At 70.3% G+C, this 23000-nt stretch carries 27 protein-coding genes; 6 read left to right on the top strand and 21 right to left on the bottom strand.

From position 1 onward, the window contains the following. Positions 1 to 4 precede the first annotated feature (4 nt). From ACIBG7_RS31270 to ACIBG7_RS31255, 4 genes are read right to left on the bottom strand one after another with little or no spacing between them, the layout of a single operon-like run. Positions 5 to 772: a WecB/TagA/CpsF family glycosyltransferase gene (locus ACIBG7_RS31270; protein ID WP_357920003.1), complete on the bottom strand. Its 768-nt coding sequence runs from the start codon at positions 770 to 772 to the stop codon at positions 5 to 7. Continuing rightward, positions 769 to 2079 carry an O-antigen ligase family protein gene (locus ACIBG7_RS31265; protein WP_397338513.1) on the bottom strand — a complete coding sequence of 437 codons (1311 nt, stop codon included), beginning with the start codon at positions 2077 to 2079 and terminating at the stop codon, positions 769 to 771. Before ACIBG7_RS31265 ends, ACIBG7_RS31270 begins: the two co-directional genes overlap by 4 nt. After that, on the bottom strand, positions 2076 to 2786 hold the full coding sequence (locus ACIBG7_RS31260; RefSeq protein ID WP_357919997.1) for a hypothetical protein: 711 nt from the start codon (positions 2784 to 2786) through the stop codon (positions 2076 to 2078). Before ACIBG7_RS31260 ends, ACIBG7_RS31265 begins: the two co-directional genes overlap by 4 nt. Before the next feature lie 3 nt (positions 2787 to 2789). Further along, entirely contained in the window at positions 2790 to 3659 is an 870-nt protein-coding gene (locus ACIBG7_RS31255; RefSeq protein ID WP_357919994.1) for a hypothetical protein, read from the bottom strand. A gap of 253 nt (positions 3660 to 3912) precedes the next feature. Here ACIBG7_RS31255 and ACIBG7_RS31250 point away from each other — a divergent pair, with 253 nt between their 5' ends. Then, the gene (locus tag ACIBG7_RS31250; protein WP_357919992.1) at positions 3913 to 4821 is read left to right on the top strand and encodes a glycosyltransferase; all 909 of its coding nucleotides are present in this window, start codon (positions 3913 to 3915) and stop codon (positions 4819 to 4821) included. A gap of 1 nt (position 4822) precedes the next feature. On the opposite strand, the gene ACIBG7_RS31245 is transcribed toward ACIBG7_RS31250, so the two are convergent. From ACIBG7_RS31245 to ACIBG7_RS31230, 4 genes are read right to left on the bottom strand one after another with little or no spacing between them, the layout of a single operon-like run. Then, on the bottom strand, positions 4823 to 6271 hold the full coding sequence (locus tag ACIBG7_RS31245) for an oligosaccharide flippase family protein (RefSeq protein WP_357919989.1): 1449 nt from the start codon (positions 6269 to 6271) through the stop codon (positions 4823 to 4825). An 8-nt stretch (positions 6272 to 6279) separates the two neighbouring features. Further along, positions 6280 to 7212 (bottom strand): hypothetical protein, encoded by a 933-nt coding sequence (locus ACIBG7_RS31240; protein ID WP_397338512.1) that lies wholly within the window; start codon positions 7210 to 7212, stop codon positions 6280 to 6282. Beyond that, positions 7187 to 8452 (bottom strand): DUF4910 domain-containing protein, encoded by a 1266-nt coding sequence (locus tag ACIBG7_RS31235; RefSeq protein ID WP_397338511.1) that lies wholly within the window; start codon positions 8450 to 8452, stop codon positions 7187 to 7189. Before ACIBG7_RS31235 ends, ACIBG7_RS31240 begins: the two co-directional genes overlap by 26 nt. Next, positions 8449 to 9468, bottom strand: coding sequence for an NAD-dependent epimerase/dehydratase family protein (locus ACIBG7_RS31230; protein ID WP_397338510.1), 1020 nt, complete (start codon positions 9466 to 9468; stop codon positions 8449 to 8451). The genes ACIBG7_RS31235 and ACIBG7_RS31230 overlap by 4 nt, the downstream gene beginning before the upstream one ends. Positions 9469 to 9513: 45 nt before the next feature. On the opposite strand from ACIBG7_RS31230, the gene ACIBG7_RS31225 reads away from it, so the two are divergent. Further along, complete coding sequence (locus ACIBG7_RS31225; protein ID WP_397338509.1) at positions 9514 to 10050, top strand: dTDP-4-dehydrorhamnose 3,5-epimerase family protein; 537 nt, start codon at positions 9514 to 9516, stop codon at positions 10048 to 10050. Between the two features lie 2 nt (positions 10051 to 10052). Here ACIBG7_RS31225 and ACIBG7_RS31220 read toward each other — a convergent pair whose 3' ends face one another. The 3 genes from ACIBG7_RS31220 to ACIBG7_RS31210 are packed head-to-tail and all read right to left on the bottom strand — an operon-like array spanning position 10053 to position 12677. Further along, on the bottom strand, positions 10053 to 10703 hold the full coding sequence (locus tag ACIBG7_RS31220) for a PIG-L deacetylase family protein (protein ID WP_397338508.1): 651 nt from the start codon (positions 10701 to 10703) through the stop codon (positions 10053 to 10055). Beyond that, positions 10684 to 11478, bottom strand: coding sequence for a sugar phosphate nucleotidyltransferase (locus tag ACIBG7_RS31215; protein WP_357919971.1), 795 nt, complete (start codon positions 11476 to 11478; stop codon positions 10684 to 10686). The genes ACIBG7_RS31220 and ACIBG7_RS31215 overlap by 20 nt, the downstream gene beginning before the upstream one ends. After that, positions 11475 to 12677 (bottom strand): methyltransferase domain-containing protein, encoded by a 1203-nt coding sequence (locus ACIBG7_RS31210; protein WP_397338507.1) that lies wholly within the window; start codon positions 12675 to 12677, stop codon positions 11475 to 11477. Before ACIBG7_RS31210 ends, ACIBG7_RS31215 begins: the two co-directional genes overlap by 4 nt. 67 nt (positions 12678 to 12744) lie before the next feature. On the opposite strand from ACIBG7_RS31210, the gene ACIBG7_RS31205 reads away from it, so the two are divergent. Next, a complete protein-coding gene (locus ACIBG7_RS31205; protein ID WP_397338506.1) occupies positions 12745 to 13314 on the top strand; it encodes a dTDP-4-dehydrorhamnose 3,5-epimerase family protein in 570 nt (189 codons plus the stop codon). Here ACIBG7_RS31205 and rfbD read toward each other — a convergent pair. The 7 genes from rfbD to ACIBG7_RS31170 form a co-directional block, all read right to left on the bottom strand. Then, a complete protein-coding gene (gene rfbD, locus ACIBG7_RS31200) occupies positions 13296 to 14147 on the bottom strand; it encodes a dTDP-4-dehydrorhamnose reductase (protein ID WP_397338505.1) in 852 nt (283 codons plus the stop codon). The two genes, ACIBG7_RS31205 and rfbD, sit on opposite strands and share 19 nt — an antisense overlap. Next, a complete protein-coding gene (gene rfbB, locus ACIBG7_RS31195; protein ID WP_397338504.1) occupies positions 14135 to 15070 on the bottom strand; it encodes a dTDP-glucose 4,6-dehydratase in 936 nt (311 codons plus the stop codon). The genes rfbD and rfbB overlap by 13 nt, the downstream gene beginning before the upstream one ends. Continuing rightward, positions 15067 to 16134 carry a glucose-1-phosphate thymidylyltransferase gene (locus tag ACIBG7_RS31190; protein ID WP_357919956.1) on the bottom strand — a complete coding sequence of 356 codons (1068 nt, stop codon included), beginning with the start codon at positions 16132 to 16134 and terminating at the stop codon, positions 15067 to 15069. The genes rfbB and ACIBG7_RS31190 overlap by 4 nt, the downstream gene beginning before the upstream one ends. A gap of 2 nt (positions 16135 to 16136) precedes the next feature. Continuing rightward, positions 16137 to 17591 carry a sugar transferase gene (locus ACIBG7_RS31185; RefSeq protein WP_357919953.1) on the bottom strand — a complete coding sequence of 485 codons (1455 nt, stop codon included), beginning with the start codon at positions 17589 to 17591 and terminating at the stop codon, positions 16137 to 16139. Between the two features lie 238 nt (positions 17592 to 17829). Next, positions 17830 to 18174 carry a hypothetical protein gene (locus ACIBG7_RS31180; RefSeq protein ID WP_357919950.1) on the bottom strand — a complete coding sequence of 115 codons (345 nt, stop codon included), beginning with the start codon at positions 18172 to 18174 and terminating at the stop codon, positions 17830 to 17832. A 40-nt stretch (positions 18175 to 18214) separates the two neighbouring features. Further along, entirely contained in the window at positions 18215 to 18796 is a 582-nt protein-coding gene (locus ACIBG7_RS31175) for a GntR family transcriptional regulator (RefSeq protein WP_397338503.1), read from the bottom strand. Continuing rightward, entirely contained in the window at positions 18780 to 19685 is a 906-nt protein-coding gene (locus ACIBG7_RS31170) for an EamA family transporter (protein WP_357919945.1), read from the bottom strand. Before ACIBG7_RS31170 ends, ACIBG7_RS31175 begins: the two co-directional genes overlap by 17 nt. A gap of 108 nt (positions 19686 to 19793) precedes the next feature. Between ACIBG7_RS31170 and ACIBG7_RS31165 the strand changes: the two genes are divergently transcribed. Both ACIBG7_RS31165 and ACIBG7_RS31160 read left to right on the top strand, forming a co-directional pair. Next, positions 19794 to 20162: a ribonuclease domain-containing protein gene (locus ACIBG7_RS31165; protein WP_357919942.1), complete on the top strand. Its 369-nt coding sequence runs from the start codon at positions 19794 to 19796 to the stop codon at positions 20160 to 20162. Further along, complete coding sequence (locus tag ACIBG7_RS31160) at positions 20159 to 20449, top strand: barstar family protein (RefSeq protein WP_357919939.1); 291 nt, start codon at positions 20159 to 20161, stop codon at positions 20447 to 20449. The genes ACIBG7_RS31165 and ACIBG7_RS31160 overlap by 4 nt, the downstream gene beginning before the upstream one ends. 11 nt (positions 20450 to 20460) lie before the next feature. Here the strand turns inward: ACIBG7_RS31160 and ACIBG7_RS31155 are convergent, their stop codons facing one another. From ACIBG7_RS31155 to ACIBG7_RS31145, 3 genes are read right to left on the bottom strand one after another with little or no spacing between them, the layout of a single operon-like run. Next, positions 20461 to 20949, bottom strand: coding sequence for a GNAT family protein (locus ACIBG7_RS31155; RefSeq protein ID WP_357919936.1), 489 nt, complete (start codon positions 20947 to 20949; stop codon positions 20461 to 20463). A gap of 40 nt (positions 20950 to 20989) precedes the next feature. Next, entirely contained in the window at positions 20990 to 22126 is a 1137-nt protein-coding gene (locus tag ACIBG7_RS31150; protein WP_397338502.1) for a phosphotransferase, read from the bottom strand. Between the two features lie 52 nt (positions 22127 to 22178). Then, positions 22179 to 22535, bottom strand: a complete 357-nt coding sequence (locus ACIBG7_RS31145) for an MmcQ/YjbR family DNA-binding protein (RefSeq protein ID WP_357919931.1) — start codon at positions 22533 to 22535, stop codon at positions 22179 to 22181. A gap of 40 nt (positions 22536 to 22575) precedes the next feature. Between ACIBG7_RS31145 and ACIBG7_RS31140 the strand changes: the two genes are divergently transcribed. Further along, positions 22576 to 22938: a signal peptidase I gene (locus tag ACIBG7_RS31140; RefSeq protein WP_357919928.1), complete on the top strand. Its 363-nt coding sequence runs from the start codon at positions 22576 to 22578 to the stop codon at positions 22936 to 22938. Positions 22939 to 23000 lie beyond the last annotated feature (62 nt).

The raw sequence follows: 23000 nt of genomic DNA, 5'->3' as shown, positions 1-23000 counted from the left end.
ATCCTCACGAGGTCAGGCGCCGCCAGACGGCGACGGCCAGCATCCTGAGCGCGAAGGGCGTGTCCTCCCGCAGGTACCGCCGCGCCAGCCGGCGGGGTTCGAGCCACAGGCGGTAGAGCCACTCCCCGCCCAGCCGCTGGAGCCGCTCGGGCGCGCGGCGGAACTGCCCGGCGGCCATCGGGATGCCCGCGCCGCAGCCGAGGTACCACGCGCGGGGCAGCCGGGCCCGGATCGCGGCGATGGTCAGTTCCTGCTTCGGGAAGCCCAGCCCGACCAGGACCAGGTCGGGTTCGGCCGCGGCGACCTTGCCCACGACCTCGGCCAGCCCTTCGGGGCTCTGTTCGAAGCCGTACGGCGGGCAGTGGTCACCGGCCACCCGCAGGCCCGGATACCGCTCGGCGAGGACCCGCCCGGCCTCGGCGGCGACGCCGGGGTCGCCGCCCACCAGGTAGACCGACCAGCCCTCCGCCGCGGCCCGCTCGCTCAACGTGAAGACCAGCGAGGAGCCCGTGACGCGCGCGGGCACGGCCAGCCGTTGCAGGCGGGCCGCCCACACCACCGGCATGCCGTCGGCGACCACCAGCTCGGCCTCGGCGACCAGCCGCGCCAGGCCGGGGTCGCGGGTGGCCTTGCGGATGATGTCCACGTTGGCGGTGACGATGGAGCCGCCCAGGCCCGCGCGCCGGGCGGCGGCCACGTGGTCGGCCACCTCGGCCTCCCCGATCGCCATCACCTCGACGGCGCCCACGCGGACGCTCGGCGGCCGGATCATGCCGAAGCCTCGCGCGTGGTGGTGGTGGTGGTGGCGCGCAGCAGCGCCCCTGACAGGCCGACGAAGAGGAAGGCGATGCCGCTGGTGGTCTCGAAGGCGTTCAGGTCGAAGGTGGCGCAGCCGACCAGCGGGACGGTGAGCGCGGCGGCCAAGCTCAGGCCGAGATCGCGCGTCGTCGGGTCGGTGGCCGCCCAGCGCGAGCGGAGCGAGGCCCAGATGGCCGCGACGAACAGGCCGACCAGGGTGAGGACCCCGATGATGCCGCCTTCCACCGCGGTCAGCAGGTACTGGTTGTCGAAGACGATGTCGTAGGGCGGGTACCAGGTGCCGTGGCCCTGCCCGAGCCACGGGTGCCGGCTGATCGCCTCCAGCGCGATGCCGTAGTCGGAGGTGCGGTAGCGGACGCTCTCGTCGCCGCCGATGTTGCCGAAGAGCCCGGTGATCGCCCCGAGCAGGCCGGGCACGGTGATCCGTACCACCACCAGGAAGAGCAGCAGCGTGAGCACCGCCCGCACCCGCCGCCGGTGCGGCCAGCCGCCCAGCAGGATGAGCCCGGCCGCGGCCAGGCCCAGCACCGGCGAACGGGAGGCGGAGAAGACCAGGCCCACGGCGATCAGCCCCACGCAGAGCCACCAGCGGACCGCCGGCCGGCCCAGTTGCCCGGCGGCGAAGGCGTAGTGCAGCGCGATGGGCAGGATCATGGAGCAGACGACCCCGAACTCGATGGGGTGGCTCGTGGTGGCCGCCACCCGGTTGAGCCCGTTGCGTTCCATGATCGCGGGGGCCTCGCCCCTGATCCGGGTGCCCGGGATGGGGATGTCGGCGGTGATGTCGTAGGTGAAGACGTACTGGATCACCGCGATCACGGAGATGATCGCGCCGCAGACGACGACGGTCTTGAGCACCAGGTCGATGCGTTCGGTGCCGCGCACGCCGTCGCAGGCCAGCAACGCGATGCCGATCATCGCGATGGCGATGATCCCGATGTGGTCGGCCAGCTCCAGCTCGCGCGGTTCGAGGTAGGAGATGGCCGCCTGGGCGTAGCTGGCCAGGTAGGCGACGGCGTAGAGGTAGATGGCGGTGCGGACCGGGTTGCCGCCCTTGGCCGCGCCGAGGGAGAGCGTGAGGTGCGCGCAGAGCCACCACACGAAGGCGAACAGGCCGACCGCCTCGGCCGGGGTGAGCGCGAACGGAAGACCGCGCAGGATCAGCCGGGCGGGCACGACCATCAGGATGACGACGAAGAGCGCAGAGAAGGTGGCGCCGTCGGTCCTGGGCCTGAGGGGCGCGAGAGCCGTCGCGGTCACCGGAGTACCGGCTCCCTGACCGGGGTTTCCGCCGCATCCGCGGCACGTTCCACCTTCCGGCGGTGCAGCCGGGCCAGCCCGCTCTCGGTGATGAAGGAACCGGCCAGCGCCGCCAGCAGGCCCAGCAGCAGCACCGCCGCCGCGAACCGGAGCTTGTCGTTGCGCAGGGCCACGGCCTCGGTCGGCTCCAGGATCTCGGTGAGCACGATGAACGTGGTGGGCGGCGCCTTGAGCTGCACCTGCCGCCGGTCCAGCTCGATCTTCGCCTGCTGGGCGACCCGCTTGACCACCGCGGTCGCCGTCGCCGGATCGGTGCTCGTGCCCTCGATGAGCACGAACGGCTCGCTGAAGAGCAGTTCGGGGTTGGGGTGGCCGTTGTTGACCGCGTAGGTGGTGTCACTGTGCGCGGGGGCGCCCAGCTTGGCCATCATGTTCTCCGAGCCCAGGACCTGGACGAGCACCTCCGCGGTCATGTTCAGGCCGGTGCCGAAGTTGAGCAGCGGGTTGACCTCCATGATCCGGTCCCTGGGGTCGCCCAGGGTGGAGGGGCCGCTGGTGGGCACGGTCAACGAGAGCACGGCGGTCGAGCGGTACTGCGGCGGGATGCCCTGGTAGACGCCGAAGGCCCCGCCGAGGGTCAGCAGCAGGGCGGGCAGGGCGACGTACCAGCGCCGGACGACGACGCCGACGGCCCCCCAGAAGTCCACTGGTCACTCACCCTCTTCGGGCTCGTCCAGGCGTACGGCGGGCAGCGGCATCGTGAGCTCGGCGTCGGGCACCTGGGCCGTGCCGGACCGATCCGGCTTCTCGTCCGCGTCCGGCTTCTTCTCCTCGGTCAGCACCAGGACCTTGCCGTTGGACTTGGCCTCGGAAGCCTCCTCGGCGCTCTTGAGCACCGCCGCGTCCTTCTTCGCGGGGCTCATCCTGGGCGCGGGAACGGTGACCGGCTCAGCGATGACCGGCTCGGCCGGCGCGACGAGCGCCGCTTCCGGGGTACCCGGCCGGCGCCGTGCGATCACGAAGTAGGCGACACCCAGCCCGCCGGCCATGCCGAGCAAGAAACCGCCGAGGACGGCAGTGATCGTGTTGGTCCACACCGGCTTGGGCGGCAGGACGGTCACGCTGTTGATCGCGATGTAGGTGCCCTGCGGAGCGCCGAGGACCTTCTGCTGCCTGAGCAGTTCGGAGCGGATGCGCTTCTCGGCCCGGCTGATCGTGTCCTGCACGACCGCCCCGGAGGGCGCCTCGGCGGCCAGGTGCACGAAGGGGCCGGAGTTGGTCATGCCCATCAGGTCGGCGTTGGAGCGGCCGTCGTCGACGGTGAGCTTGACCGGCCCGTTCTCGACGATGCCGAGCTCACGCTGCACGGCGGGGCTGTTGAGGGTGAGGATGAGGATGCTGGACACCGTCCGCATGCTGTCGTTGTACTGCAGCAGCGGGTTGGTCAGTCCTACGGGCTTGGTGGGGTCGAACGAGAGCGTTCCACCGGAGGGCGGGGCGACGAGGATCATGGATGCGCTGGCGGCGTAGCGAGCGGGTACCAGGAAGAAGCCTCCCGCTGCCAGGGCCAGGGCCAGCACGAAAACGGGCGGACCTACTAATTTCCTCCGTAAGAGACCGAAAACAGTGCCCCAGAAGCCCATACTTACCCTCTCGCCCCCGATTGGTGCATATACCTTTGAAGCGGGTACTGATCTCTATCGAACGATTGCCCAACAACGTTACGGTTCTCCGGCCAACGCGTCCACCCCGCGCGAAATCCCTGCGAATGTGGCGGCTGAGGATATTCTGCACGCGAGTGCAGCGATATCCAGTGACCTCCGGAGGGCGGCAATGACCCAGGAAACTCCTTCGTTAACCGGCCTGGCGGAGCCGGAGATCGGCTTGGGGCTCTGCGTCTACAACGGGGAGCCCTACCTGAGCTCGTCACTCGACTCGATCCTCGCCCAGGAGGGCGACTTCGAGCTGGTCATCGCGGACAATGCCTCCACCGACGGCACGGAGGAGATCTGCCGGGAACGCGCCAGGAACGACCCGCGCGTGCGCTACCTGCGGCGGGAGCGCAACATCGGCGTCACCGCCACCCACAACCAGATCATCCACGAGACGCGCGGCGAGTTCTTCGCCTGGGTCACCTCCGACGACCGCTACCGCGCCGACCGCCTGGTCCTGCTCGCCGACGCGCTGCGCAAGCACCCCGAGGCCGCCATGGCCTTCTCCGGGGCCGAGGAGGTCGACCAGGACGGGCAGACGTTGTCGATCTGGCTGAACACCGCGCCGACCGACGACCCTGACCCCGTCCGGCGGCTGCACGCCAAGCTCTCCCACTACGACGAGACCCTGCACTTCTACGGCCTGATGCGGCGCAGCGTCCTGGAACGCGCGCTGCCGCTCGCGCCGATCGTCGCCTGCGACCGCGTCCTGATCGCCGACCTGGCCCTGCTCGGCCCGCTGATCGCGGTCAACGAGCCGCTGCTGTGGCACCGCAACCACCCGGGCAGCGTCAGCCGGGCCAACCGCTCCCGCGCCTTCCGCAAGCGCGAGGCGCCCGAGGAGAACCTGCGCTGGTTCCTGCCCAACGTGGAGGAGGGCCGGTGCCTGCTGCGTGCCATCGGCAACGCGCCGCTCACCCGCGGCCAGCGGGCCCGCGCCTACGCGGCGATGCGGCCCTGGCTGCGGCGCAACGCGGTGCCGATGCTGAAGAACGTGGCGCACGTGCTGCTGGCCCGCGGGGAGCGGTGAATCAGCTCGCGACCAGGCCGCGCATCTCCCTGAGCCGGGCCGGGGAGATGCCGACCAGCACGTAGACGACCAGTCCGGCCGTGCCGGCCGCGGCCAGCCGTACGAAGGAGAAGGCGCCCGCGGTGGCCTCGGCCACCAGCCACGCGACCAGACCGGCCACCACCCCGCCGAGCAGCGGGCGCACGACGGCCGGGCCGATCGGGGCCAGCTCGATGCCCTGGCGGTGCAGGAGCACCCCGGTCACGGGCAGCGTGACCAGGAGACCCACCACCGCGTGGGCGACGGCGACGCCCTGGATGCCGCCCCACTGCGCGCCGAACCACAACGCCGGGATGAGCGCCACCGCCCAGACGACCTTCACCAGGGCGATCGAGCCCACCGCGCCGATCGAGGTGAGCACGTCGGAGCAGGTGTTCATGAACATCCGCACCGCCATCAGGCCCATCAGGAAGGAGAGCGCGGCGGCGGAGGGCAGCCACCGGTCGCCGTAGAGGAAGGGCACCAGCACCGGGGCCAGCACGGCGACCAGCACCGCGATCGGGGTCAGCACGATCAGCAGCATCGGGATGATCTGCTGCACCTTGGCGGACAGGTCGTCGGGCCGCTCGTCGGCGACCCGGGCGAAACCGGGGAGGGTGACATGGCGCAGCGCCTCGCCGATCAGCCCCGGGACCCAGTTGGAGACGTTCATGGCCAGCAGGTAGAAGCCGAGCGTCGTGGCGCCGAAGAGCTTGCCGACGATGATGGAGTCGGCGTTCAGCAGCAACGCCTCCACGCCGAGCCCGAGCGCCAGCGGCAGGCCGAAGCGGAGCAGGCGCGTCGCGACGTCGCGGCGCAGGCCGAACCTGATCGGCTCACCGGCCCAGATGATCATGAGCACGCCGCCGACCGCGGTCGAGGCCAGCGCGCCGAAGGCGAAGCTGAAGGGCCCGGCGCCGGCCAGGGCGAAGCCGATCGCGACCGGCACCTGCACCGCCACGCCCACCATGGTCGCGATGGCGACCTTGCCCTGCTGGAAGCGGCGCAGCAGGACGGCGCTGCGTACGCCGATGAAGCCGTCGATCACGATCAGCAAGGCCATGGTCCGGACCATGGTGGCGGCGTGCTCGTTGCCCGCGAAACCGGCGAAGGCGGGAGCGAGGAACCAGAAGACCGCGTAGACCAGCACGCTGAAGGTGAGCACCATGGTGGTCGCCGTCGGCAGGACCTCTTCGAGCTTGCCGCGCCACTGCACGATGGCCGAGACGATGCCCGCGTCGTTGATGTGCCACAGGAGTTGCTGCGCGGCCAGGGCGACGGCGAAGACGCCGAAGTCCTCCGGGGCCAGCAGCCTGGCCAGCACCAACCCCATCCCGAAGGAGGCGAGCCTGCTCGCCACCCGGGCGACCAGGCCCCAACGTAACCCTTTGCCCGCCGAACCGGCGCGCTCCGAAGCCTCAGTCTCCACCATGCTGCTCCCTAGCCCTCATCGGTCGGCACCCTCTCCAGCCAGATCTCCCGCCAGTAGGCGAGGTGGCCGCGAGGGCAGTTGAAGCTCCTGCGGCCGGGGCAGACGAAACCGTCGATGACGAGGCTCGGCGTCTTCATCTCGATCATGCGCCCGCTGCTCTCCTCGATCAGCCGGTCGATCCGCCCGCTGATCCGGCCGGTCTTCCCGCAGAACTCGGTCAGGTCGTCGGCGAACGCCATGCCTCGGTTCCGCAGCCCCGCGTCCAGCGTTTCGGCGATCTCGTCCATCGATCTGACGCGCACCAACTCTCCCGTTTCGAGGTCGAGGTTGGCAACGGGCGTGCGGGTGCCGGCCCTGCCCTTGATCACGCGGGCTTCGCCGAGGCCGAGCCTGGCCCGGACCCGGCCGATCAGCGCGGTGACGAAGCCGCGCAGGGTGTCGGCGGCGCCGGTGTTGCCCGTCCGGTAGTCCCACCAGAACTGGCGCACGTCCTTGAGCGGCAGCCGCTCTGGCGCGGCCCGCAACATCTCGGTGGCCTGGCAGGAGTAGCGTGTCGCGCCGTCCTCGTCGGGCTCCTTGGTGGTCGCCCGCTCCAGGAGCGTGACGTCGACCGGGCCGGCGGCGGCCGGCCGGCCTTCGGCGGACACGGGCCTGAGCCAGGCGGTCTTCCAGTAGATCAGGCAGGCGGCCTGGCAGCCGCCGTGCGCGGAGCCGTCGCACCTGGACTCCGCGAGGTGGACGGCGTCCCGCATGCGCCGGATGCCGGTGTACTCGATCGTGTCGCACAGCTTGTGCGCCACCTTGAAGACCGTCATGCGCCGGCCGCAGTACCGCAGCATCTCCGGCATGAACGGCAGGCCGTCGAGCTCGCCACGCTCGTCCAGCGTGGCGAGGATCTCCCCGGCGCTCAGCACCTCAACCTGGTCCCCCACCTTGAGCATCGTTCCCTTCCTCCTTCAGGAGTCCAGCGGTCGACAACGCGCGCGCCGCGGCGGACAGCGCGGGGAAGGGCATCCCCGTCCGCTCGGCGATGTCCAGGAGGCTGTGCTGTCCGTCGGACAGGTTCAGCACCCACAGCAGCGCCAGGTGATCGACGCCTGGAACGCCGTACAGGCCCCGAGGCCCCAGCCAGGGCTCGCCGTACGGTTCGAGGTTGAGATAGGTGGTGTTCTCCTCCAGGACCTGGGCGGTCTCCTCCAGGACGGCGAGCGTGTCGCGCAGCGCGTCCTCGGTCACCAGATCCGGGTTGTCGGCGGAGGTGTGGTACTCGGGGAACTCCCCGTTGGGCGTCCTGGTCAGGAGCCCGACCGGCAGGTTGAAGCCGGGCGAGCAGAACTGCCGCTCGTCGTAGCCGAGCGGGAGGAAGTCGCGCAGCTCGTGCTCTCTGGAGGCGAGCACGAGCGCCAGCGCCCGGTCGATCACCGCGTCGCCTCTGCGGCTGCGCTTGTAGGTGAGCCGTCCGGGGTCGCCCGCGCACGCCAGGACGAGGCCGTGCTTGACCCGCGCCACCCGCTCCCGGTTCATGGCCAGCCAGGTGATCGAGCCGATCGCGGCGGGCGCGAAGACGAAACGGAAGGTGAGCCGGGGCATGGCCCGGCGGGCGAGCCGCCGGGCCAGTTCGGTCGCCACCGCGATGCCCGAGAGGGTCTCGTTGGCCAGGGCCGGATGGCAGGTGTGGCAGAAGATCAGCACCTCGTCGTCGCTGGTGCCGGGCACCACGTGCTCGGCGTAGGTGAGGTGGCCGTCGGTGAGCGTCGAGTCGATGCGGACCTCGTAGTCGCCCGAGGGCAACGCCCGCAGCTCGTTGTCGCTGAGGCAGAAGCCCCAGTCCTGCCGGAAGTAGCCGGTGCGGTAGGGGACCAGGTCCGGCTGGTCGGGCAGGCTGTGCAGGTGCGGGCGGAGCTCGTCCAGGCTCATGGTGCCGGACACCGGCACGCTGTAGCCCATGACGTGCAGGGGTGAACGCCCGAAGTCGATCACCCGCCGGCCGGCGGCGTCCTTGACGTAGGCGTCGCCGATGTTCCACTCCTGCGGCACCACCCAGTCCAGCACCCGGGTTCCGGTGGGCACCTCGTGGACCTGCAGCGGGATGCGCTCGTTGATGATCTCCAGCGTCCGCCGCACGCCGTCGCCCGTCATGCTCCTGCAGATCGGGTGGAGCCGCTCGACCAGCGCTTTCATGGTCTGAGACTCTCGTCGATCGTGCCCGCGGCGCGGCGGGCGGCGAGTCTGGCCAGCCGGGTGAAACGCCCGTCGAAGGCCTCCTGGGTCAGGCCGTGCTCGCGGTAGGCGTCGGCGAGCTCGCGCGCTCCGGCCTTGACCGACCACGCCGCCTCGAACTCCGGCATCGCCGTACGGATGCGGGAGAAGTCCACCCGGTAGGAGCGCGGGTCGCTGCCGGTCTCGCCGGTGACCAGCAGGTCGGCGCCGGGCACGGCCTCCACGACCTCGGCCGCGATCTCCGCCACGGTCACGTTGTTCTGCTCGGTGCCCACGTTGAAGGCCCGGTTGTGTACGGCTTCGCGGGGCGCCTCCAGGGCGAGCACGAAGGCCCGCGCGATGTCCTGGGCGTGCACGAGCGGCCGCCAGGGGGTGCCGTCGGAGAGCACCTTCACCGTGCCGGTCAGGACGGCGTGGCCGACCAGGTTGTTCAGCACGATGTCGGCCCGGAGCCGCGGCGAGAACCCGAAGGCGGTGGCGTTGCGCAGGTAGACCGGGGAGAAGTCGGCGTCGGCGAGTTCGGCCAGGTCGTCCTCGACCCGGACCTTGGACTCGGCGTACGGGGTGACCGGCCGCAGCGGCGCGTCCTCCCCCACGAGGTCGTCTCCGCCGGAGGCGCCGTAGACCGAGCAGGTGGAGGCATACAGGTAGCGGCGCACGCCGGCCTCCCTGGCCAGCCGGGCCAGCCGTACCGAGGCGTGGTGGTTGATGTCGTACGTCAGGTCGGGTGCGAGCGCGCCCAGCGGGTCGTTCGACAGGGCGCCCAGATGGATCACCGCGTCGAAGCCGGCGACGTGCTCAGGCCCGGCGTCTCGCAGGTCTACGGAGAAACCCTCGGGGTCGTCGGGAATGGGGCCCAGAACGCAGTCGGCGAACAGCCCTGAATCGAGGCCCACCACTTCATGACCGGCGGCAGTCAGGAATGGCGCCATAACCGTTCCGAGATACCCCTGATATCCAGTTAAGAGAACGCGCACAAGCTTCTCCTTCAGTTAGCGGAATCGGTAGGCCAAGATGGCCCCATGCGTGCAGAAAAGACCGAGTTTGAGGGTCTGATGCTGTTTGTTCCTACGCCGCACCGCGACGACAGGGGATTCTTCAGCCGGACATTCGACGCAGCAGTGGCCGAAGAGGCGGGTCTCGACCCTTGGGCCTTCGTCCAGGACTCCCAGTCGAGGTCGAGTCACGGCATCCTGCGCGGGCTGCACGGCCGGTCCGGCAAGGGCGAGGCCAAGCTGGTCCGGTGCGCGCGCGGCGCCATCCTCGACGTCGTCGTGGACGCCCGGCCCGGCTCGCCCACCTTCGGCAGGCACCAGAGTTTCCGCCTCGACGACCACAACCTCGCCTGCCTCTACGTCCCGCGCGGCTTCCTGCACGGCTTCCAGGTGCTGACGGAGCTGGCCGACGTCTGCTACCGCATCGACCGCGAGCACGACCCGGCCGAAGACCTCTCGGTCCGCTTCGACGACCCCGATCTGGGCATCGCCTGGCCGTTCCCGCCACGCGGCCTCAGCGCCCGCGACCTGGCCGCGGGCTCGTGGGCGGATCTCCGGCTCTGACCTCACAGGGCGGCTCCACCGATCACCAGTTTGTCGACGTGGAAGCCCTCGGCGTAGCGGCTCCGGCACTGCACCCCCCGCACCCGGGCGAGCCCGGCGAAGCTCTCCCGATCGAACCAGTCCCGGCTCAGCTGGGAGGGGTAGTGCCGGTGCAGCAGCTCGATCTTCTCCTGGAGCACTTGCTCGGGCAACGGCCAGAAGGCGGTCGGCTGGGCCAGGTCGGACTCCCACTTGAGGATCTCGTAGCCGAGGATGAGCCCGCCGCGGAAGACGGTCGGCGTCAGCCGAGCCAGCTCGCGGTGGTCCTGATGGGCGTCGTGCGCGGCCGGCGCGAAGATCAGATCCGGCGCGCAGCGGCCCCGCAGCTCGTGCAACGCGTCCTTGGCACGGTCCCAGTGCTGCGGCAACCGCCCGTCGGGCACGTCGAGCACGGTCACCTCCAGCTCGGCCTTGGGGCAGAAGGCGGCCAGCGCCGCCCGCTCCTCGGTCTCGCGTTCGGTGCCCGCGCCGGACAGCACGAAGGCGCTCACCCGCAGCCCCGGCCGGGCCCGGCACAGGTCGAGCAGCGCGCCGCCCGCCCCGATCGCGATGTCGTCACAGTGCGCGCCCAGGAGCAGGATCTCCCTGCAGTGCTCAGCAAGCAGCCGCGGCAACCGGCGCTCCTTCCCACAGCGCCCACGGACGATCCCCTCGCGAGTACTCCTCGTCCAGTTGCACGCGTTCCTTCACGGTGTCGGTCGGCCGCCAGAACCCGCGGTAGGGATAGCCCAGCAGCCGGCCCCGCTTGGCCAGGGCCGCGCACCCGTCGGCCACCAGGTCCCCGCCGGGGGGGATGTGGTCGAAGACCTCCCGGCGCAGGACGAAGTAGCCGCCGTTGATCCACAGCGGCATCTCGGTGACCGGGGTGATCCCGCCGACCATGCCGTTCTCCCCGAGCTCCACGCAGTGGAACGTGCCGGGCGGCGGCACGACCATCATCGACGCGCCCAGCTCCGAGGCGGCGAAGCGCGCGATCATGTCGTTGAGCGGCGCGTCGGTGAGTACGTCGGCGTAGTTGGCCAGGAACATCTCCTCGCCGTCGAGATGCTCGCGCACCCGGCGGAGCCGCTCGCCGATCGGCGAGTCGGTGCCGGTGTGGATGAAGGTGATCTGCCAGTCGGAGATGTCCGCCGACAGCAGCTCGATCCGGCCGCCGGTCAGGCGGAAGTCGTTGGAGACCGTCTCCTGGTAGGAGAGGAAGAAGTCCTTGATGTACTCGGCCCCGTAGCCCAGGCAGAGGATGAACTCCTTGTGCCCGTGGTAGGCGTAGTAGCGCATGACGTGCCAGATCAGCGGCCTGGGGCCGACGAGCTGCATCGGCTTGGGCAGATCGGTCGGGCCGCTCCGCATCCGCGAGCCGCGTCCCCCGCAGAACAGGACGACTTTCACACGACCTCCAGCCGCGGGATCGGGAAGACCAGCCGGCCGCCCCACTCGTGCACGTACGAGAGCTGCTCGGACAGCTCCTCACGCAGGTTCCACGGCAGGACGAGCACGTAGTCGGGGCGATCCTCGGCGATGCGCTCGGGCGGCAGGATCGGGATCCGGGTGCCGGGGGTGAACCGGCCGTGCTTGTAGGGGTTGCGGTCCACGGTGTAGGCCAGCAGGTCGGGCCGGATGCCGCAGTGGTTGAGCAGGGTGTTGCCCTTGCCCGGCGCGCCGTAGCCGACCACCGTCCTGCCCTCGTCGGCCGCGTCGATGAGGAAGCGCAGCAGGTCGCGCCGGACCTTCGCGACACGGGCCGCGAAGTCGGCGTAGCCGGAGATCTCCAGCAGTCCGGCGGCCTTCTCCCGGGCGATCACGTCCAGCACCCGTTCGGAGGGCGTGCCGTACGGCTTGGCGAGCAACCGGATGGAACCGCCGTGAGTGGGCAGCAACTCGACGTCCACGAGCGTCAGCCCGCCCTCGGCCAGCGCCCGCTGCGCGGAGGCGACGGTGTAGTACTGGAAGTGCTCGTGGTAGATGGTGTCGTACTGGTTCAGCTCCATGAGCGTGAGCAGGTGCTGCACCTCGATGGAGACCAGCCCGTCCTCGGCGACCAGCGCGCGCAGCCCCCGGGTGAAGCCGAGCACGTCGGGGATGTGCGCGTAGACGTTGTTGGCGATCACGACGTCGGCCGGCCCGTTCTCCGCGCGCACCCGGGCGCCGAGCTCGGGGGTGAGGAACTCGGTGAGCGTCGGCACCCCCTTGTCCCGCGCCGCCTGGCCCACGTTCGCCGAGGGCTCGATGCCCAGGCAGCGCACCCCGCGGGCCACCACGTGCTGCAGCAGGTAGCCGTCGTTGCTGGCGACCTCCACCACGAAGGCGTCCTGCCCCAGCTTCAGGCCGTCCACGAAGGTCCTGGCGTGCTCGACCCAGGAGGAGGAGAAGGAGGAGAAGTAGGCGTACTCGGTGAAGGTCTCCTCCGGCGTGATCAACGGCGGGATCTGCGCCAGCCAGCACGACGTGCAGACCCGCAGGTGCAGCGGGTAGGTCGGCTCCGGCAGGTCGAGCTGCTCCGCGGTCAGGAACAGCTCGCACGGAGGCGTCGCCCCGAGGTCCACGACCTCGGCCAGCTCAGCCGACCCGCATAACCGGCAAACACTCATCTAGGCGCTCCAAACACGGGGATTATTCGGGGTAACAGCGACGGTCGTTACAGCTACTCTTCGGATCATGCGGCCCCTCAGCATCGACGGCGCCTGGGTGTACGAACCCCGCGTCCACGCCGATCCACGCGGCAGCTTCGCCGAAGCCTTCCGCGCCGCCGACCTGCCTCACCCCTTCAAGCTCGCGCAGGTCAACTGCTCCGTATCCGGCAGGGGCGTGATCCGCGGCATCCACTTCGCCGACGTGCCGCCGAGCCAGGCGAAGTACGTGATGTGCGTGGCCGGCGCGGTGCTCGACGTGGTGGTCGACGTCCGGGTGGGCTCGCCCACCTTCGGCCGCTGGGAGGCGGTCGAGCTCGACGACCGCACGCGGGCCGCGGTGCTGATCGCCGAAGGGCTCGGGCACGCGTTCATGGCGCTCAGCGAGGAGGCCACGGTGCTGTACCTGTGCTCCCAGCCGTACAACCCGGGACGCGAGCACGGGGTGCACCCGCTGAGCGCCGGCATCGAGTGGCCGGAGCTGGCCCCGGTGCTGTCGGAGAAGGACGCGGCCGCGCCCACGCTGGAGCAGGCCCGGGCCGGCGGGCTCCTGCCCTCCTTCGAGGAGTGCCGGGAGTTCTACACGACGCTGCACTGACGCCTCCCGGTCAGCACCGGCCAGGCGGCGTGCAGCGCCTCGCGCCAGTGCCGGATGCGCGGGCCCCTGGTGTGGGCCAGCACGCTGTTGGCCGGACGCGGCGCGGGACGGGGGAAGGCCGTCGACGGCACCGGCCGGACCCGGTCGGGATCGGCGCCGAGCAGGGTGAAGATCTCCTGCGCGAAGCCGTGCCAGGTCGTCTCGCCGTCGCTGGTGCCGTGGTAGACGGCCGGCGGCAGATCCGACTGGGCCAGCCGTACCAGCAGGTCGGCCAGGTCGGCGCTCCAGGTCGGCTGGCCGCGCTGGTCGTCGACCACGTCCAGGGTCTCGCGCTCGGCCGCCAGCCGGATCATCGTCGTGACGAAGTTCGGGCCGCCCGCGCCGTAGAGCCAGGCGGTGCGGACCACCGAGTGGCCGAGGTCCAGGGCGGCCCGCTCGCCGGCCAGCTTGGTCCGGCCGTAGACGTTGAGCGGGGCCGGCGGATGATCCTCCGGGTACGGCTCGCGCCGCGTGCCGTCGAAGACGTAGTCGGTCGAGACCTGGAGCAACCGGGCCCCCACGCGGTCGCAGTGTTCGGCGAGGGTGCGCACGGCCAGGCCGTTGATCTCCAGCGCCTCCGCCTCGCGGCTCTCCGCGTCGTCGACCGCGGTCCACGCGGCGCAGTTGATCACGACTCGGGGGCGGTAGCCGGCGAGCAGGTCACGGACCGCCCGCCGGTCGCGTAAGTCCAGTTCGGCCCGGCCGGGTGCGAGGACCGGCTCCCCCGTGAGCGCCACCCGGTGCAGCAGGTCGGTGGCGAGCAGGCCCTGGCCGCCGGTGATCAGCCAGCGCACGGGTCCCACCAGTCACGGTGCTCGGCGTACCAGCGGACCGTCTCCTTGAGTCCCTGCTCGAAGGCGATCTCCGGCCGGTAGCCCAGCGCGCGCAGCCGGCTGTCGTCGAGGGAGTAGCGCCGGTCGTGGCCCTTACGGTCGCGGACCTGCTCGACCAGGTCCCAGCCCTTGCCGCACGCCTCCAGGAGCCGTTCGGTCAGCTCCAGGTTGGACAGTTCCTCGGTGCCCGCGATGTGGTAGACCTCGCCGGGCTCGCCCACCTCGGCCACCAGGCGGATGCCCGCGCAGTGGTCCTCGACGTGGATCCAGTCGCGCACGTTGCCGCCGTCGCCGTACAGCGGCACCTTGCGGTTGCGCATGAGGTTGGTGAGGAAGAGCGGGATGATCTTCTCGGGGTACTGGCGCGGGCCGTAGTTGTTGCCGCACCTGGTGATCGAGACGTGCAGGCCGTGGGTGATCGCGTACGAGCGGGCGATCAGGTCGCCGCCCGCCTTGGCCGCGGCGTACGGCGAGCGCGGCGCGAGGGGCGCCGACTCGTCCCACGAGCCGAGATCGATCGAGCCGTAGACCTCGTCGGTGGAGACCTGGACGACCTTGGGCACGCCCGCGTCGAGGCAGGCCGCCATCAGGGCCTGGGTGCCGAGCACGTTGGTGCGGACGAACTCGCCGGCGCCGTCGATCGAGCGGTCCACGTGCGATTCGGCGGCGAAGTTCACCACGAGGTCGTGCCCGGGCACGACCTCGGCCAGGAGCTCCGCGTCGCAGATGTCGCCGTGCACGAAGGTGTGCGGCACCCCGTCGAGGTTGGCGCGGTTGCCGGCGTAGGTGAGCTTGTCGAGCACGGTGACGTCCGCCGGCTGCACGCTGCGGACGAAGTGCGAGCCGATGAAGCCCGCGCCTCCCGTGACCAGGATCTTCTTCATGAGCTGATCTGAACCTTGCTGTGATCGCCCAGCACCAGGCGGTGCGCTCGGGGCGTGGTGGGTGCGGGGGTGACCTCGACGTCGTGGCCGATCAGGGAGGCCTCGATGCGGCCGACGCCGCTGATCGAGGCCCTCGGCAGCAGGATGGAGTACTCGATCTCGCTCTGCCTGATCACGCAGTCCTGGCCGATGGAGGTGAAGGGGCCGACGTAGCTGTCGACGACGCGGGCGCCCGATCCGACGATGGCCGGGCCCACGATGCGGGAGCCCCGCACGACGGCGCCCGGCTCCACGACCACCCGGCCGATCAGCGTGCTGGCCGCGTCCACCTCGCCCTCGACCGAGCCGGGCAACGTTTCCAGCACCAGCCGGTTGACCTCCAGCATGTCGTCGACGTTCCCGGTGTCCTTCCAGTAGCCCGAGACCGTGGTCGAGCGGACCGGATGGCCGTTGTCGATCAGCCACTGGATCGCGTCGGTGATCTCCAGCTCGCCCCGCCAGGACGGCTTCAGCTCGGCCACCGCCTCGTGCACGGCGGGGCTGAACAGGTAGACGCCGACCAGCGCCAGATCGCTCTTGGGGCGGGCCGGCTTCTCCTCCAGCCCGATCACCTGGCCGTGCTCGTCGAGTTCGGCGACGCCGAACTGGCGCGGGTCGCTGACGGTGGTCAGCATGATCTGCGCCGCCGCCCGGGTCTCGGCGAAGCTCCGCACGATGCCGGTGATGCCGCCGACGATGAAGTTGTCGCCGAGGTACATGACGAAGTCGTCGTCACCCAGGAACTCCCTGGCGATCAGTACGGCATGCGCCAGCCCCAGCGGCGCTGCCTGCCGCAGGTAGGTCACCTGCAGCCCGAAGCGCGAGCCGTCGCCGACCGCCGCCTCGATCTCGGCCTGGGTGTCGCCGACGACCAGGCCGATCTCCGTCACGCCCGCGTCGGCGATCGCCCGCAGGCCGTAGAAGAGCACCGGCTGGTTGGCCACCGGAACCAGTTGTTTGGCCGAGGTGTGGGTGATGGGCCGAAGCCGCGTGCCCGACCCTCCGGCGAGCACAAGTGCTTTCACCGCTAGTACGCCCCTTCTCCGCGCACGACCGCGGCGCAGGTTTTCCACAGGATCTGGAGATCGAGGATGAGCGACCAGTTCTCCACGTAACGAAGGTCCAGCCTGACTGATTCCTCCCACGACAGGTCGGATCGGCCGCTGACCTGCCACAACCCGGTCATCCCCGGCTTGACGACCAGGCGCCGGCGGACGTCGGCACCGTACCTGGCGACCTCTTCGGGCAGCGGAGGCCGTGGACCGACGAGCGACATCTCACCGCGCAGCACGTTGATCAACTGCGGGAGCTCGTCGAGCGAGTACCGGCGCAGCAGGCCGCCCACGCGGGTGATGCGTGGATCGTTCCTTATCTTGAAGAGCACCTGGTCGAAGTCGTTCGCTTCGCGAAGCGTGCCCTTGAGCTGCTCGGCGTTGATCACCATGGTGCGGAACTTGTACACCTTGAACTCCCGGCCGCCCTTGCCGACCCGGGTCTGGGTGAACAGCGCGGGACCCTGGCTGGTCAGCCGGATCGCCAGCGCCATGACCAGCAGCGGCAGCGCCAGGCCGATCAGGACCGCGCCGCCCATCACCTTGTCGAACACGCCCTTGATCAGCTGCCTGACGCCGTCGAACTCGGGGTGCTCCACGTGCAGCAGCGGCATCCCGGCGACCGGCCGGATGCTGATCCGCGGCCCGGCCACCTCCAGCAGCGCGGGCGCGACGAACAGGTCGGTGCGCGAGGCCTCCAGGCTCCAGGCGAGCCGGCGCAGCGCCGTCCCGTCCAGTTCGGGGCAGGACAACACCGCCACCGCGTCCGCCTGGACCCGCGCCACTGCGTCGGCCACGTCACCGAACGTGCCGAGAATCGGGACGCCGTCCAGGTCGGCGTGGAGTGCCGAGGGCGGCAGGCACGCGCCCACGATGCGCATGCCGTGATGGGGTTGCCTGCGGAACTGGACCACCAGGTCGAGGACCGAATCCCGGTGCCCGACCGCGACCACCTGCCGCAGGTACTGGCCGGCGATGCGGCGGCGGTGCAGGCGCTTGCGCATCCGGTGCCTGAACAGCAGGGTCAGCCCAATGGCCAGCGGCAGCGTGGCCATCACGAAGCTTCTCGCCACGAGGGTCTGGGTGGCGTACGCGGCTACCGCGACCGCAGCCATTAGCCCGATACCCGCATTGAATACCGACCGGAATTCGTCGGTGCCTTCTCCGTGCACTCTCCGCCGGTACGCGCCCGCCGCCGCCAGGCCCCCCGGCCAGGCAACCGCGAGTCCGGCGCAGAGCGCGATTTCTCCCATGGGGATATACACCCCAGACGATAGCCGGACCCCCAAAACGGAGGCGCTGGCTAACAGCGCGCACACCACATCTCCGCCCAATAAGACTCGAAAATAGGATCGAGTCCAAATGGTGGCGACATGGTGAGCTCGCGTCCCGACAACGAAGACGTCGACGTCTTCCGTTCCGAGCCCCATAGCTTCCCCACCCTGCAGCTTCAGGCACTGTGAATCTACAGACGTCCCATGAACCCCATCGGTTGCCACGAATCACACAGATAACTCAGCGGCTGACCAACTCCCCTAGCGTAAAGATCGAGACAAGGCTGGGGAATAACGACAAATGTCCACAATCGGACGCCGACCGCAACTTGACGGGAACGGTCCAACGGCCTCGTTCGGCCGGGCAACCTAGTGCTACTGCCTGTTTAACGCCCTAGTCGTATTCGAGGTCCGGCAAAGCGGACGGCGGATCAGGACTCCGCCAAACGACCACAAACCCATCAAGAGGCCGCTCCGCCGCCAGATGCAGACGCTCTAGATCAAAATCCGGCAGATAACGCAACCGCGCGAGAAAAGTGGCATCGGTGGCGCTGCGCGGGACCACGCAGCCTTCGCCGTCCCGATCGAGCAGGATGTACAACACCTCGGGCTCGGTCCGCACCCGGACCTCCACGACATCCTCCCACGCGAGCGCCTCCACGCTCCCGTCAGCGTAGTGTCGCGTAACGCCCTCTTCGGTGACGTACACGTAGGAGTCCGGCATCGCGTTGCCGTGCATGGCCGCGATTCTCGCGACAACTACGCACATCCCGCAAGGGCTACGCGGCACCCCAGGAATGGCTGAGGTGCTCGGCCACGGCGGCACGGCCGTCACCAGCGGCTATCGCGTCGAGCAGCGCGTGGTGCTCGACGACGAGCAGATCGCGGTCCTCGTACGTCTCACGCAGCCTGACCAGGCCCAGCCGCGTCTCGGCGGCGAGCACCGCGTACAGCCGTTCGAGGCGCGGGCTGCCGACCGCCTCGATCAGTGCCTCGTGCAGGGCCATGTGCTCGGCGACGAGCTCCGACCACGGGCCGGCGGCCTTTCTCGCCATACGCTCCAGCGCGGCCTCCGCCGCGGGGACCCGGCGGCCGGCCAGCCGCTGCGCCATCAGGTCCTCCAGGGGGCGGCGGACCAGCATGAGGTCGTCGAGGTCCTGGGCCGTGATCACCGGGACGTACGCGCTGCGGTTGCGCTCGCGGCGCAGGATGCCCTCGTGGACCAGCGCGGCGAGCGCCTCGCGGACCGTGGGGCGGGCTACGCCGTACAGGGCGGAGATCTCCTGCTCGGGCAGGGGCGCGCCCGGTTCGATCTCGCCTGACAGCACCCTTTTGCGCAGTGCGTCAACGAGGGCGTCCACCGCCGACACCGGCTTCAGCAAGGGGCTGCTTCCTTTCAGGTACGGCTACCGCCACGAGGCTAGCGCCCAGGAGCAACAGTCCGCCCACGGACAGCGGCGTCAGCGTCTCGTGCAGCACGACCAGGCCGAGCAGCGCCGCCACCGCCGGTTCGGCCAGCGCCAGCGTCGCGGCGGTGGCCACCGGGGTGCTCCTGAGGCCCCTGCCGTACAGGAAGTAGGCCAGCGCCGTCGTCCCCAGGCCCAGGTAGAGCGCGGCCAGCAGGCTCGTCGGCTCGGCCAGCCAGCCGGGCCCCGTCCACAGCAGGACCGGCACCATCGCCACCGCCGCGCCGCCGAACAGCACGCCCATCACCGCGTTCGAGCTCTGGCCCGCCTCGATGTGCCGGGCGGCGGTCACCGCGTAGAAGGCGTACAGCAGGCCGCCGAGCAGCGCCAGCCCGACGCCGAGCGCGACCTCCCCGCCCGCGGCCCGCGCGTCGCCCTCGGCCGGGCCGGCGCCCACGATCAGGGCCGCACATCCGGCGATCGCCGCCGCCGTCGCGCCCGCCCACCTGCGGGTGGGCGCCTTGCCGTGCAGGACCCAGCTCAGCAGGCCGGTGAACACCGGGCCGCTGCCGATCGCGACCACCGTCCCGATCGCCACGCCGGTGCGGCTGACCGCGGCGAAGAAGCACAACTGGTACGCCGCCACCGCCAGCGCCGCCAGCACCAGCCCCGGCGACACCGCTCTGCGCAGTCCCGCCCGTGCCACGACCGCCAGGGCCACACCACCGATGACCAGCCGTGCCGCGGCGACCGAGATCGGGTCGGCCGACGTCAGCAACCCGGCCGTCCCCGCCGTACCCCACAACACGGCCGCACCCACGACAGCCATCGCACCGTTTCGCATGGGTGAGATTGTCTGACAACCAGACAACATTCGTCCAGTGGCTCGCAGAGATCGTCCGGTACGGCATGCGGAGGTTCGTCCCGACTCTTCCCGGGTACGGCAGGCGTCGTGAGAACCCGGGGACTCCTGACAGCCCTTCTAGCGATCTTCGTGTTCCTCGGCGGCTGCGGGGCCGGGACCGTGCCTCGAACCGGCCTCCCGGTGAAGCCGCTCTCCTCCCTCCCCGCCCAGGCCGCCGAGACCTGGCGCCTGATTCAGCAGGGCGGACCCTTCCCCTATCGCAAGGACGGCGTGACCTTCGAGAACCGCGAACGCCTGCTGCCGACCCGCTCCCGCGGGTACTACCGCGAGTACACCGTCCCGACTCCCGGCAGATCCGACCGCGGCGCCCGCCGCCTCGTCACCGGGCGCTCGTCCGAGGTCTACTACACCTCGGACCACTATCGGAGCTTCGTGTCGGTGGATGTGACGAGATGAGCACCAAGCACCTGATCACCGGCGACAGCACCGCCGAGGTGATCGCCGCCATCGCGCGGCAGTTGTCCTTCCCGGACTACTTCGGGGGGACGCTGGACAGCCTGTACGACTGCCTGACCGACCTCGAATGGCTGCCCGACGGGGACTATGTCCTGGTCTGGAACGCTCCTGGGCGGCTGGCCCAGCTCGACCCGGAGGGCTACTCCAAACTCGCCTCCGCCCTCACCGACGCGGTCGCCACCGGCACCTTCGGCGGCCCCCGTCTGTCGATCGTCTTCCGGCCCTAGCCGACCGGGCTTCAGATCACGTCGTCGGCCAGGCGCGCGTGCCGTTCCACGTCATACCGGACCCCGTCGTAGCAGAGCTTCCCCCGCTCGATCCCCTCGGCCCGGAACCCCGCCCGCACAGCCACCCGGCACGAGGCCGGGTTGTTGGTCCGATGCCCGAGCTCCAGCCGGTAGAGCCCCCGCTCACGGAACGCCCACTCCGCCACCAGCAGGGTCGCCTGCGTGGCGACCCCCTTCCCCCGCACCTCGGCGGTCGTCCAGTACGACACCCACCCGTTGTCGTGCCGGTCGATGTTGGTCACCGCCACGTTCCCGACCACCGCCCCGTCGAGCGTCACCGCGAACGCGTGCTGCACCTCCCGCATCGCGGTCACCCACCCGACGGCGTCCTGCAACGACACGATCGGCAGTGACGTCTGCCGCCGCATGTCAGGCTCCTGGAACGCCCGCAGCACCGCCGGCGCGTCCTCGTCCCGCCAGGCTCGCAGCTCGATCCCCACTGGCTTCCCTTCCTTGCGGTCTAGCCCAACACCCAACAGTTCACGCCATTTCCCCATTTAGCGGGAAGCCCGTCACGTCCACCGTCACCAGGGCGGTCAGGAACTCGGCGTGCCGGGGGTGCACCCAGTCTCCCGCCTCGTCCCCGTTGATCACCGTCCAGACGCCCCACTCCAGGAGCATGTACTGCAGGGCGGTCGGCCACAGCCGTCGCTCCTCCTCGGTGAGCTCCACCTCGGCCAGGTAGGCCTCCCGGAACGCCTGCCACTGCTCGGCATCGAACAACCCGGCCGGCTCCCCTGGCAGGTCGTTGTGGAACAGCAGCACCGCCAGGGCGAGATCCAGCAGCCTCGGGACCCGCTCCCCGTTGTCCGGATCCACCAACACCGGTCCCCTGGGCGCGGTGGGGGTGTCCTGGGGGTAGACGAGGTTGACCGCCTTGAAGTCGAGGCACGCGTCCACCACCGGCAGGTCGGCGTCCCGGATCGCGGGGAGGGTGGTGGTCATGAACGACCGCAGAAGCGGCTCCAGCCGCCCCATGACCTCGGCGTGAAGGTCCGGACGGTGTGCTCGCAGGACGGTGGACAGCCCCATAACGTCCTCGTCGATCGACGCCTGGTCATGGTCAGGCCAGGAGAAGGCCGGCAGACCGCTCCCGCCGGGATCCCCGTCTCGGTCCCCGGCCGCCTTCCCGACCCCCGCCCCGTCCCCTTCTCCGGCCCCCTCCTCAACCCCGGCCCCGTCCCCTTCTCTGGCCTCCTCCTCAACCCCGGCCCCGTCCCCTTCTCCGGCCTCCTCCTCGACCCCGGCCCCGTCCCCTTCTCCGGCCCCCTCCTCGACCCCGGCCCCGTGCGGTGGGATGGTGTGGATGCGGCCGAGCAACGCACCGGCCGCTGCGGCGTCGGCTGGGGTGCCGTTGTAGAGGCGGCCGTCGATCCACGGGTACGCGACCCAGTCCCACGCCCCGATCCGCACAGGCCCGGCCACCGGGGTGACCACGGGCACGCCACGGGCGGCGAGCGAGTGAAGCCACCGCACCATGGCCGCACCGGAGTGGGTGCGCTTCACCGCAACCTGACGACCACCGACCTCGCCCCGGAAGACCGGCGAGTAGGCGTATATCGACTCCTGCGGCTCGATCCCGAACCGCTGGAAGACTTCCCCGTACTCCGCGCTCATTCCGGCGAACCTACGCCACAAACCGGGACGAAGCACTCAAATATCTACAGCTTCAGCGCCCGGCCGCCCGCGCGGCCTCGTGGGCGTCCACGAGTTGCTTGGGCGCGGTCAGGCACCAGGCCTCGTCCACCAGCTCCTCCAGCTCGTCCGCCTCGATCCCGTCGAGCCGCACCACGACCCACCCGAACCGCCCGGCGGTGAACTGCTCCTCGAACACGTGCGGCCGCTCGTTGACCAGAGCCTGCTGCTCCTCGATCGTCGCCTTCAACCCGACCGTGCGCGTCTTCTCCCACAGGTAGCCGAAGCCCTTGCCCCGCACCTTCAGCGAGACCCACTCGCCCCCATCGCCCTGCTTGACCTCAGGCAGCCGCTCCAAGATCTCCAGGAACTCATCGACGCTCACACCCATGCCGCCGATGAAACCAGACGCCTCCGACAGAATCGACGGCATGACGGTCTACGTGGGCAACGCGCACCTCGACGGGGCGGCGGACAGCGGCTGGCTGCTCGGCCACTTCAAACCGGAGGGCGACGCCCGGCACAGCACGGATGTCGAGGTCAAGTGGGGGGTGCACGCGCGTGGGGACAAGCGGGGCGAGTGGGCGGTGAACGAGACCAGGACGGCGTTGCTGTTGCTGGTCAGCGGGCGGTTCCGGGTGGAGTTCACGGATCGGAGCGTGCTGCTGGACTCGCCGGGGGACTACGTGGTGTGGGGGCGGGGGGTGGATCACTCGTGGGTGGCCGAGGAGGACTCGGTGCTCGTCACGGTCCGCTGGCCCTCGATCCCCGGCTACGCCGTACAGAAAGACTGACCAGCCACCCGGCCGCGCCGTACAGAAAGACTGACCAACCACCCGGCTCCGCCGTCCGCCCT

The organism is Nonomuraea sp. NPDC050328 (assembly GCF_044459405.1).
Lineage (GTDB): Bacteria > Actinomycetota > Actinomycetes > Streptosporangiales > Streptosporangiaceae > Nonomuraea.
Note: the sequence above shows the minus strand (reverse complement) of the source record. Positions and strands in the feature narration are given on the sequence as shown.

Coding starts and splice junctions, on each gene's coding strand:
- ACIBG7_RS31145 (WP_357919931.1), bottom strand. CDS start 22,535: ATGGGTGTGAGCGTCGATGAGTTCCTGGAGATCTTGGAGCGGCTGCCT.
- ACIBG7_RS31140 (WP_357919928.1), top strand. CDS start 22,576: ATGACGGTCTACGTGGGCAACGCGCACCTCGACGGGGCGGCGGACAGC.
- ACIBG7_RS31160 (WP_357919939.1), top strand. CDS start 20,159: ATGAGCACCAAGCACCTGATCACCGGCGACAGCACCGCCGAGGTGATC.
- ACIBG7_RS31240 (WP_397338512.1), bottom strand. CDS start 7,212: ATGCTCAAGGTGGGGGACCAGGTTGAGGTGCTGAGCGCCGGGGAGATC.
- ACIBG7_RS31225 (WP_397338509.1), top strand. CDS start 9,514: ATGCGTGCAGAAAAGACCGAGTTTGAGGGTCTGATGCTGTTTGTTCCT.
- ACIBG7_RS31250 (WP_357919992.1), top strand. CDS start 3,913: ATGACCCAGGAAACTCCTTCGTTAACCGGCCTGGCGGAGCCGGAGATC.
- ACIBG7_RS31245 (WP_357919989.1), bottom strand. CDS start 6,271: ATGGTGGAGACTGAGGCTTCGGAGCGCGCCGGTTCGGCGGGCAAAGGG.
- ACIBG7_RS31205 (WP_397338506.1), top strand. CDS start 12,745: ATGCGGCCCCTCAGCATCGACGGCGCCTGGGTGTACGAACCCCGCGTC.
- ACIBG7_RS31185 (WP_357919953.1), bottom strand. CDS start 17,591: ATGGGGCTCGGAACGGAAGACGTCGACGTCTTCGTTGTCGGGACGCGA.
- ACIBG7_RS31270 (WP_357920003.1), bottom strand. CDS start 772: ATGATCCGGCCGCCGAGCGTCCGCGTGGGCGCCGTCGAGGTGATGGCG.
- ACIBG7_RS31170 (WP_357919945.1), bottom strand. CDS start 19,685: ATGCGAAACGGTGCGATGGCTGTCGTGGGTGCGGCCGTGTTGTGGGGT.
- ACIBG7_RS31180 (WP_357919950.1), bottom strand. CDS start 18,174: ATGCACGGCAACGCGATGCCGGACTCCTACGTGTACGTCACCGAAGAG.
- ACIBG7_RS31150 (WP_397338502.1), bottom strand. CDS start 22,126: ATGAGCGCGGAGTACGGGGAAGTCTTCCAGCGGTTCGGGATCGAGCCG.
- ACIBG7_RS31210 (WP_397338507.1), bottom strand. CDS start 12,677: ATGAGTGTTTGCCGGTTATGCGGGTCGGCTGAGCTGGCCGAGGTCGTG.
- rfbB (WP_397338504.1), bottom strand. CDS start 15,070: ATGAAGAAGATCCTGGTCACGGGAGGCGCGGGCTTCATCGGCTCGCAC.
- ACIBG7_RS31235 (WP_397338511.1), bottom strand. CDS start 8,452: ATGAAAGCGCTGGTCGAGCGGCTCCACCCGATCTGCAGGAGCATGACG.